Source organism: Mesorhizobium silamurunense (genome assembly GCF_014843905.1).
Taxonomy (GTDB): Bacteria; Pseudomonadota; Alphaproteobacteria; order Rhizobiales; family Rhizobiaceae; genus Mesorhizobium; species Mesorhizobium silamurunense.
This window is the reverse complement of record NZ_LPVS01000244.1, coordinates 1-9162: the sequence shown is the minus strand read 5'-3', so window position 1 is coordinate 9162 and position 9162 is coordinate 1. Positions and strand designations below refer to the sequence as shown.

Genomic DNA, 9162 nt, shown 5'->3' with positions numbered 1-9162 from the left:
CGCATTCGCTCCGGTAATTGTATCCCGTACCGCTGGTGTTTGCAGCGTCGCCGCAACGTTGCCGGCTGGAGCCCGTACGCTCCACAATCGTCGCAAGAAATCGGCGTGTCTGGACCGGCGTCAGCAGGAATTCTCAACCTGATGGTGAGGCAGTATGGGCATTCCAACTGATGGTCGAGATATTTCGGAGCTATCTGGCCGTTCACCGTCTGCCCTGACATCCATTCCACAAAGTCAGGATCGACGGTCTCAAAGCCGGTGAAATCGCGGATCATCTGCGCGGCGAAGTCGCGCCATTGGCTTTCGGGAATTTTCTCTTCGATGCTCCGTGGCCGATGTTTGAGGTATTCAATCAGAAAGCGACCTGGGTTGAAACGGGCTGCTTTCACGCATGACCGCCAGCTTTGCAACGGACGGCCGGTTTGCGCTGGCCCGTCTTCCCGCTGACCCGAAACGACTTCGGTGACCACGCTGGAGGTTATGTGTGCTCGGCAACGTCTCATTAGAATGCCGCCCGGAGTCCTGCTGGGTGCCGGGCGGCAAACCCGCTACTGAGCAAGGCGACTGCGTGGGCTGACGCCACCCCAAATAGCACGAGCCCTGGGAGAGAGATGCCGCGTCGATATCGAGATATGTACGCCCGGATAAGTATTTGGATGCGCAGCTAACGACAATGCGACCCTATTCGTAGATGTTCGCGATGACTTAGCGGGGGCTCGGCACAGGCGGCAGGTTTCCAAGTTGGGGGGAATATCGCACCGCCTGTGCCGATCGCGCCACTGCTATCCGTCAAAGGTGGTGGCGTAAGTGAGTTAGCGTGCCAAGGCCGGGGCGGCCGGCTGGTGTTCATTCAGTCGCAGAATGGCTTAGTGGGGGCTCGGTGGCTTAGTGGGGCTCGGCACAGGCGGGGCAGGAATCCAAGTTGGGGGATATCGGACCGCCTGTGCCGCTCGCGTTCACCGCTATCCGTCAAAGATGGTGGCGTAGTTGGGTAAGCGTGCCAAGGTCGACGGCGACCGGCTGGAGTTCATTCCGCCGCAGATGCCATCTCTTGTCGAGCAGCCACCCGAAGATGAGGGGTGGGTTCACGAGGCCAAGCTCGACGGCTACCGGACGCAGATCATCATCGATAAGGGCGGCGTGCGTTTCTACAATAAGAACGGCAGGGATTGGACGACAAAATACTGGCCCATCGCCCTGGCAGTCGAACTTCCATGCCGGGGCACCGCCATTCTGGACGGCGAGGTGATTGTGTCAGGCGAGCGGGGTACGCCCGATTCCCCTGAACTGGAAGCCGCGATCTGGATGAGCCGAGCCGGCTGGTGTTCGTCGCGTTCACATCCTCCATCTCGACTGTCGCAATCTTGCCCCGTTGCCCTTGCTGCAGCGCAAACAAGCGCTGCGGCAATTGGTTGAGCCTGGCGTCGGCAAGATCCAATACAGTGAGCATTTTGAGGGCGACGCGCTGGCGATCTTTCGCGCCATCGAGAAAACCAGGCTTAATGGCGTCATTTCGAAACGCGCCGACAGCCGCTACAGGAGCGGACCGTCTAAAACATGGCTGAAGGTCAGATATTCGAGAAAGCCGATTTCGAACTGCTAGGTGATAGTCCCGCGCGGGCTGCGAACGCCGCTCCGCCCCGTTTGCCTTAATATTTCGAATCAGACGCCTGCGGCAATTATCTGCAAATTATCAATTTATTAACAATTAATGGCTGCTCATCGTGTGGATAAACGCCCGCCAGTCACGGCGGAGCATGCATCGCGACTACGCTGCACACTACGCTTGTTAAGAATGCGAGCTGAAAGTTTGCCAAGCTTGACGGTTATGCTATTTTCGAACTGGGGGACGCACATTGGCACCGCCTATGGAGGTGGCACTTGCATCCAAAGGCATCAGGCGCCGGCAAGGAGAATGAGGGGCCTTCCTCTAACGCTGCATATACCGTCGAAGCGCTTCTCGCTGACCTTTTGGCGAACACGACCGAACTCTTGTCGTTCTATAATCGCGACTTCCGGCTGACGCACTACGCAGCCAGGCTCAAAGGCATGTATGGAGGCTTAGTGGCGCAGGGTGCCGCCATTTGGGATATCTATCCGAGCTTCCTCGATTCGCGCTGTCGCGACGAATTTCTTCGGGTGTTCCAGGGCGGCTCTCCGGCAAGCATCAACTTGCCGCGATCACCGGCCGAGTCACCGCGGTCCGTTTTCGTCTTCGGCACGGCAAATGGTGTCGGAATCATCGAATCGAGAGCGCACGGTGGGCGCAGCGCAGCGGAGGAGCGGGAGCACGTAGTTCTGCTCCATCAGGCGACGCACGACGTGCTGACCGGACTGCAGAATCGGCGGCGATTCGGTGAGCGGCTGCAGCAAGCGCTGGCGGTCATCGGCGGACCAAAGCCGAAAGCCGCCCTGCTGCAAATCGACCTTGACGATTTCAAAGCGGTCAATGACACGCTCGGCCATGGAGCGGGCGACACGCTTCTTCAGCTCGCGGCAGGTCGAATCCGCGACGCGCTGCAGGACGGCGAATCCGCCTACCGGTATGCCGGCGATGAGTTCGCTGTCATCCAATTGGGCAAGGAGCAGCCCGCGGAAGCCGAACGTCTTGCCGGATCGCTGGTCGACGCGTTCAAGGAGCCGTTCGTCATCAACGGCATTTCCCTCTTCGTTGGCTCGAGTATCGGAATTGCATTCGGGCCGGAGCATGGGACCGACGGCGAGCAGCTGATGAAAGCCGCCGACATTGCTCTTTACGCAGCCAAGACGGATGGACGCGGTTGCGCTCGAACGTTCAACCGTTCGATGCTGCTCTTGCTCGAGCAACGCGAAAATCTGAGGCGCAGCCTTCGAACCGCGCTGGAGCGGGGCGAGCTCTATCTTGAGTATCAGCCGCTCATTCGGCCACCGTCGTCGGTGATCGGTTTCGAAGCGCTGCTGCGATGGCGGCACCCCGAGGTCGGGATCATTCCGCCCAGCGTGTTCATACCCATCGCGGAAGCCGACGGTCTTATGGACGAGATCGGACGATGGGTGCTCGAGCAAGCTTGTCGCCAGGCATTGACGTGGCCTTCCTCGCTGACAGTCGCAGTCAACCTGTCGCCGGCTCAGTTCCTGAGTGGTTCGCTGACCGACACGGTCGCTCAGATCGTCGACGCAGTTGGAATCCGAGCTGACAGGCTTGAACTTGAGATAACCGAAACGGTTCTTCTTGAGAAGACGATCGACAATATCGATACGTTAAATACTTTGAACGTTTTGGGAATACGTATCTCGCTCGACGATTTTGGAACGTACTATTCATCCTTGAGCTATCTAAAGAATTTTCCATTCGACACCTTGAAAATAGATCAATACTTCATCACGGACTTGGAGACCGACCTAAAAAGCCAAACGATCGTGCGATCGATCATCAATCTGGCGCACGGCTTGGGAATAAGCGTCACTGCTGAGGGGGTCGAGACGTCGGCACAGGCACGTTGGCTGATCAAGGAGAATTGCGATTGCCTGCAAGGTAATTTCCTGGGACGGCCGCTCGGAGCCGAGGCAACCAGCGATTTCGTCAGGCGGTCCCCGCCGAAGGGGGGGCGAGCGATGGAGGAATCAAATCGGGCGCTCTAGCGCCTTGCACCCGTTGTGAAGTGGAGAGTTGTAAAAGCGATCGAGGCAGAGCGCGCAATTCTTGTCATGTAAGACTGGGGTCATCACGAGGCGGTCATCGCGCCACCAGGGCTCAAATGATGGAATAAGAGAGGATGCCGATGGGACCTGTTCATCATGACCTGGCCGGCGAGCCGACTTTTGAGCCGATGATCCAGATCGACATGGAAATCAGAACTTTTGTCTCCGCCTGGAGACACTGCGATTATGTCTCGACATACATGGCCCGGATGATCAGTCAAAATCGATCAGACTCGGTCCGGCATTCAAATCTCTTTTCCTCTGCGTTCAACGAGTTGCTGGAAGTCGCGTTTCGAACGCGCCATGCCGATGGCGCACTGGCATGCAGGGTGTCTCGCCATGGCGCGACGGATAGGATCGAGCTGACATTCCCTTGCCTGCCAGAAGAGCGACAATTCTACGAAGAAGCCGTATCGCAAGTCGCCGGATTTGAAGCCAGGGAGCGATACCTTAATTCCGTGTCCGGGGATCTCGCCCCCAGCCGGGAGATCGTACTCCTTGAACTGGCTGTCGACTACAACGCAACACTCAGGGTCGAGGAAGCCGACGGCGATGCGATCAAGCTTGTCGTGGATTTGCCGCTTGAGGGCCTGCAACATTGAGCCCCTACGACCTCCTCCCACGCTTCAAGGCGCAATACGACGCCAACAACCAGGAGTTCTCCATATCGGGGGTGGTCCGGCCTCAGGCGATCGATGAGCTTGGGCCCAGCATAGCATTGCTTCGTGATGCGATCGGCCGTGTGCGCGGCGTTCTCTACGTCAATGTCAGACGCCTGACGCAGATGAACAACGCTGCATTTCATGCTTTTTCGAGGATCATCATTGATGCCTGCCGGGCTCGACCCGATCTCAAATTTGTTGTCATCACGTCAAGCGTCGTTGGATGGACCTCGCGAAAATTCGGTCGCTTGAGCGGAATCGAACCGAACGTCACGGTCGAGGAGTATGACAGCCAATTCTATCCGGGGCAGGGCTTTCTCGAGGAAGGCGGGTTCGTCCCAATCCTGCGCACGCAGACAAAGATGACATGGCGCCACGAGCGCGCAATCTTGCCGCGACACGGCATGAGGCCCGGGATCGTCATGGCCGACATCTGTTGCGGGATCGGTGATTTCGCCGTGCTGGTGCAGAAGGAGTTCCAGCCATCGCGGATCGTCGCCCTCGATCACTCGATATCAAGCCTGAACTATGCTCGACGAGTGATGCGGGAGTTCGATATCCGGGGCATAGAATATACCTATGGCGATGCGTCGGAAATGCTGCTCGACGAAGCGCAGTTTGACCTGGTTACCTGCCGGCATTCCCTGCAAATCTTCAATCGACCTGAACTCATCCTCAAGGAACTCTACCGCATATGCAAGCCAGGCGGGCGGGTCTACATCACCAACGAGAAGAATTCGCATTGCCTCGGCGAGCCGCGCGCCGAAAGCATTCGTTGGACCTACAATGAGGTGGCGAAGCTGTTCGGGCATTTCGAGATGGACGTCGAGCTTGGGCCAAAGAGCCGGCGATATCTGATGGAAGCCGGATTCGAAGACATCCGTGTCGAGACCTTCATGGTCACTAACCTGGACGGCGATCCGCAGGATTTCGCCGATGTCATTGCGGCCTGGGCGGATGTCTATGCGGGCGAGATGGCGACCAGGCGCGGCGATGGGCCGGAGTTCGTCGCTCGGTTCCGGCAGGGCTTCCAGGACCACATTTTCGCTGCGCTCCACCCCAAGGGTTATGCGGGTTGGCCGATCTGGGTCGCATCGGGGCGACGTCCGCAATGAAAGCCGACAATGAGCCTGCACCGCGCTTCGGCCTGCGCTCCTTTCGAGCGAAATTCGTATTGGTCGTTGGCGGCGCCGTACTGTTCGACCTCCTGCTGAGCGGTGGTTTGGCGCTTTGGAACGTCCAAAAGCTGTCGCGCGACGCCACATCGGAAGTCGGTGAGGGCCTGACGACCGCAAACCAGGAGTACATTCGTTCCTATGCCGAGTCGACGGCGTTGAGCGTCGACCTGCTTCTCGATCGGGTTCATGGCGACGTCAAGGCGCTGGCCGGCGTGCTGCAGGCCCAGATCGACGATCCGACGAGGCAGCAACAGGTCGGAGCGACGCTTTCGCATGAAGCGCCCGGCTCCGTGAAGCTCGTCTACGACGCGCAGGGCGATTGGGCGCAGAACCTGCCGGGCGCGCCTTCCGTGGTAAGCGTCTGGGGCTACCTGCTGGGCGCCGACCACACTCCGCTGCCCGGCGTTCAGCAGGAAATAGAAGACAGTACCGTGATCGATCTCGTCGCGCCGACCCTCATGGCCAGCGGATCGTCCAAGCTGCAGATGTACTATATTGGTCCAAAGGAACGGCCGATCTTCAGGACGGTGCCGTATACGAACCAGGCACAGACCTTCGACAAGCTCTATCCGGGCCACAACAAGGCGGAATTCTGGGAGTTCTTCTTTCCGGGAATCTATGGTTCATGGCAGCAATGGACCAGGGATCCAGCCTCACGTCCGGTCCCTGACGATATTACCCAGACAGCGCCTTACACAGATGCGATCACGGGAAAGCTGATCGTCAGCTTTTTCCACCCGCTGTGGACGCATGATCGCACCGGTATCGCCGGTACGGCGGGGGCAGACATCACTCTCGATCAGCTCGCGGAAGTCGTCGAAAGGGTGAAGATCGCTGAAACCGGGTTCGGCTTCCTCACGATGTCGACTGGCAACGTGGTGGCGATCAATCCGTCGGGCCAGGCGATCATCGGCCTGACTTCATCGAGCGACGCGGGCACGCAGGGCGTCACCGGCTTGGAGAGGTCACTACGGGGAAGTACGCAGCCGGCTATCGCGTCGCTGCCTCTCGACCAGAATAATGACGGTGTCATTCAGCATATCATGCTCGACAACAAGGGCGAACGCGTACCCTACATCGTTGTCCTCAAGCGATTGAAGCCGACCAACCTGTGGAGTTCGGGACCGATCAAGTCCGAAACGATGTCGGTCGGGATCGTCGTTCCCGAACGGGAGATCTATGCATCCCTGTTCGCCGCGCAGGAGAGTATTTCGCGCGCAACCAACCGTATTCTGCTCTTTCAGATCGCCGCGATCGTCGTTTCGCTTCTGATTGTCTTTGCGGCCGTGCTCGGAATTTCGAAGCGCATCACCGCGGGCCTCAGGGCGCTCGCCGGCGCCGCCCAGAGGCTCCAGTCCAAAGACTACTCGGTGCGCGTCAGCATCCCAACGCGCGACGAGGTTGGAGCGGCAGGGATCGCCTTCAACCGCATGGCTGAGCAGATCAGCTTTCACACGGAAAACCTCGAGCAACTCGTCGACGAACGGACGAGGGAGCTCGGGGACGCAAATCAGGAGATTTCCGCACTCAACGAAAAGCTGCGGGACGAGAACGTCCGCCTCGGCGCCGAGCTCGCGGTTGCCAGGCAGATCCAGATGATGGTCCTGCCGAAACAATTCGAACTCGAAGCGATTCCAGGGCTGGAAATCGCGGCCTACATGCGGCCGGCCGACGAGGTCGGCGGGGACTACTACGACGTCCTGCAGAACGGATCACGGGTCAAGATCGGCATCGGCGACGTGACAGGCCATGGTCTCGAGAGCGGTGTACTGATGCTGATGGTCCAATCCGTTGCACGCGCCTTGCAGGAGGCCAACGAATTGGATCCGCACCAGTTTCTGGTTCGGCTGAACAGAGCGATCTACAAGAACATCGAGCGGACGAACACCGACAAGCATCTTTCGCTGGCCTTTCTTGACTTTGAGGATGGGCGGGTAACGCTATCCGGCCAGCATGAGGATGTTCTCGTCGTGCGCGCGGATGGGGATGTCGAACGTATCGATACGCTTGATCTGGGTCTGCCGGTTGGCCTGGAAACCGACATCTCGCAGTTCATCGACACGCGTGACATCGTGTTCGGGAGCGGCGACGTGATCGTGTTGCACACCGACGGTGTGACCGAGGCGGAAGACGAAGACAGAAGACTGTTCGGGTTCGATCGCCTCTGCCGGAGCGTGCAGAAGCGCCACGGCAGGAGCGCCGAGGAAATCAAGACCGGGATCATTGAGGATCTGATGGCCCATATCGGAATCCAGAAGATCCACGACGACATCACCCTCGTGATCATAAGGCACACATAGAAATGACAGCGCTGTTCGGTACCCCTGACATTGCAATCGGTATGAAGGAGAGTGTCAGTCGCGTGCGGCTGTTCGACGGGCCTCTCGACCTGAGTTGGCGTCATTGCGCTACGACCTCGGACTTCATCGCCGATCTTTTCGCGTTGCGCTTTCAGTCGTCCCGCAATGACTACATGGAGGTGCGGCATAGCATCGGATATCTGGTCAACGAACTCATCGAAAACGCTGTCAAGTTTCGCGCACCGGGCGAGATCGTGATCGAGGCGTCGATGGATTCGGAATGCTTCAAGCTCAAGGTGTCGAATGACGTCGATGGTGAAAACGCGTCCGAGTTCCAAAGCCTCCTGGCGGACATCACTCTTGGCGACCCCAAGGACCTGCTGATACAGCGAATCGAAGCGAATGCCGCGAACCCCGACGCGGGGCGCTCCGGGCTCGGATTGCTGACGTTGATGAGCGACTATGGCGCGCGCCTGGCCTGGATATTCAGTTCTGCCGACGAAGACGATCGGATCTGCCTGGAGACATATGCCTCCATACCGATCTCGCAAACTCACAACTAGATGAGACGAAGCCAGGCTATGGAAATCAAGACAGACGACTACCGCGTTTGGGTTGAGGGAAGTGACATATATTTCGACGGTGCAATGCGGCTTGCCAGTTCCGAGGCCGGTGCGCCCATCACGGCTTTGGCGACCAGCGTTCTTGCCTCAAATCCCCCTTCCATTACCCTCAATTTGAAGGACCTTCACTTTCTCAACTCCTCCGGCATCAACCTGCTGGCGAAATTTACCATCGAGGTGCGCAAGCATCCCGACGTTCGACTCGTCGTGTGCGGAACGCCCGACATACCCTGGCAATCGAAATCATTGCCCAATCTGAAGAAGCTGCATCCCGCCCTGATGCTATTGATGGACTGACAGGTTTGTCCGCAAGTCAATGCATCCCGTCAATCGTCAGTTGATCGATGCGGCGATAAACCGCCAATTGAAATCGAAGGCACACTTGAAGGCCGGCCGTTGGTGCCGTTCCTATGCGAGTCGTGGGGGCCTAACGAGTGCCGCGGTCGCCAGCATTGGCCGTAGGATGGCGGCCGAGGGTAGCCCTGTCGGCTGGCTCTGTCCTTCGCACTGCGGATGCATAGGCTTCACGGCCTCACTGAAAGCGCGCCGGTCGCGACAAAGTCTGCCACCAAATCCAAGCCTCCATCGCAGGGGCTTTCATCGCAGGGCTTGTAGGCATGGCGGTCCGCTTCTAGCCCTGCTATTCTGAAGACGGACAGTCCGCTCACGCGAAGAGTTTCGGGCGCCGGCAGGCGTACGAAAGTCCCCGAGGAAGGAA

General features: G+C 58.4%; 8 protein-coding genes and 1 pseudogene. 8 read left to right on the top strand and 1 reads right to left on the bottom strand.

Annotation, left to right across the window (positions count from 1 at the left end):
• Window positions 1-389: pseudogene (locus tag AU465_RS33915) on the bottom strand (hypothetical protein); the annotation flags it as partial.
• A 598-nt stretch (window positions 390-987) separates the two neighbouring features.
• Between AU465_RS33915 and AU465_RS37315 the strand changes: the two are divergent.
• The 8 genes from AU465_RS37315 (at window position 988) to AU465_RS33880 (ending at window position 8741) form a co-directional block, all read left to right on the top strand.
• Window positions 988-1416 carry an ATP-dependent DNA ligase gene (locus AU465_RS37315; protein WP_281396957.1) on the top strand — a complete coding sequence of 143 codons (429 nt, stop codon included), beginning with the start codon at window positions 988-990 and terminating at the stop codon, window positions 1414-1416.
• Window positions 1373-1603, top strand: coding sequence for an ATP-dependent DNA ligase (locus AU465_RS37310; protein WP_312891353.1), 231 nt, complete (start codon window positions 1373-1375; stop codon window positions 1601-1603). Before AU465_RS37315 ends, AU465_RS37310 begins: the two co-directional genes overlap by 44 nt.
• A 368-nt stretch (window positions 1604-1971) precedes the next feature.
• The gene (locus AU465_RS33905) at window positions 1972-3621 is read left to right on the top strand and encodes a putative bifunctional diguanylate cyclase/phosphodiesterase (RefSeq protein WP_192257476.1); all 1650 of its coding nucleotides are present in this window, start codon (window positions 1972-1974) and stop codon (window positions 3619-3621) included.
• A 134-nt stretch (window positions 3622-3755) separates the two neighbouring features.
• Window positions 3756-4283 (top strand): ubiquinone biosynthesis methyltransferase UbiE, encoded by a 528-nt coding sequence (locus tag AU465_RS33900; RefSeq protein ID WP_376774935.1) that lies wholly within the window; start codon window positions 3756-3758, stop codon window positions 4281-4283.
• Window positions 4280-5458: a class I SAM-dependent methyltransferase gene (locus AU465_RS33895; RefSeq protein WP_192257474.1), complete on the top strand. Its 1179-nt coding sequence runs from the start codon at window positions 4280-4282 to the stop codon at window positions 5456-5458. The genes AU465_RS33900 and AU465_RS33895 overlap by 4 nt, the downstream gene beginning before the upstream one ends.
• Entirely contained in the window at window positions 5455-7821 is a 2367-nt protein-coding gene (locus AU465_RS33890; protein WP_192257472.1) for a SpoIIE family protein phosphatase, read from the top strand. Before AU465_RS33895 ends, AU465_RS33890 begins: the two co-directional genes overlap by 4 nt.
• Before the next feature lie 2 nt (window positions 7822-7823).
• The gene (locus AU465_RS33885) at window positions 7824-8384 is read left to right on the top strand and encodes a slr1658 superfamily regulator (protein ID WP_192257470.1); all 561 of its coding nucleotides are present in this window, start codon (window positions 7824-7826) and stop codon (window positions 8382-8384) included.
• 18 nt (window positions 8385-8402) lie between these two features.
• Window positions 8403-8741, top strand: coding sequence for a slr1659 superfamily regulator (locus AU465_RS33880; RefSeq protein ID WP_192257468.1), 339 nt, complete (start codon window positions 8403-8405; stop codon window positions 8739-8741).
• Window positions 8742-9162 lie beyond the last annotated feature (421 nt).

Excerpts from the sequence above, each read along its gene's own strand:
- AU465_RS33890 (WP_192257472.1), top strand. The coding sequence starts at position 5,455 with ATGAAAGCCGACAATGAGCCTGCACCGCGCTTCGGCCTGCGCTCCTTT.
- AU465_RS33885 (WP_192257470.1), top strand. The coding sequence starts at position 7,824 with ATGACAGCGCTGTTCGGTACCCCTGACATTGCAATCGGTATGAAGGAG.
- AU465_RS33880 (WP_192257468.1), top strand. The coding sequence starts at position 8,403 with ATGGAAATCAAGACAGACGACTACCGCGTTTGGGTTGAGGGAAGTGAC.
- AU465_RS33900 (WP_376774935.1), top strand. The coding sequence starts at position 3,756 with ATGCCGATGGGACCTGTTCATCATGACCTGGCCGGCGAGCCGACTTTT.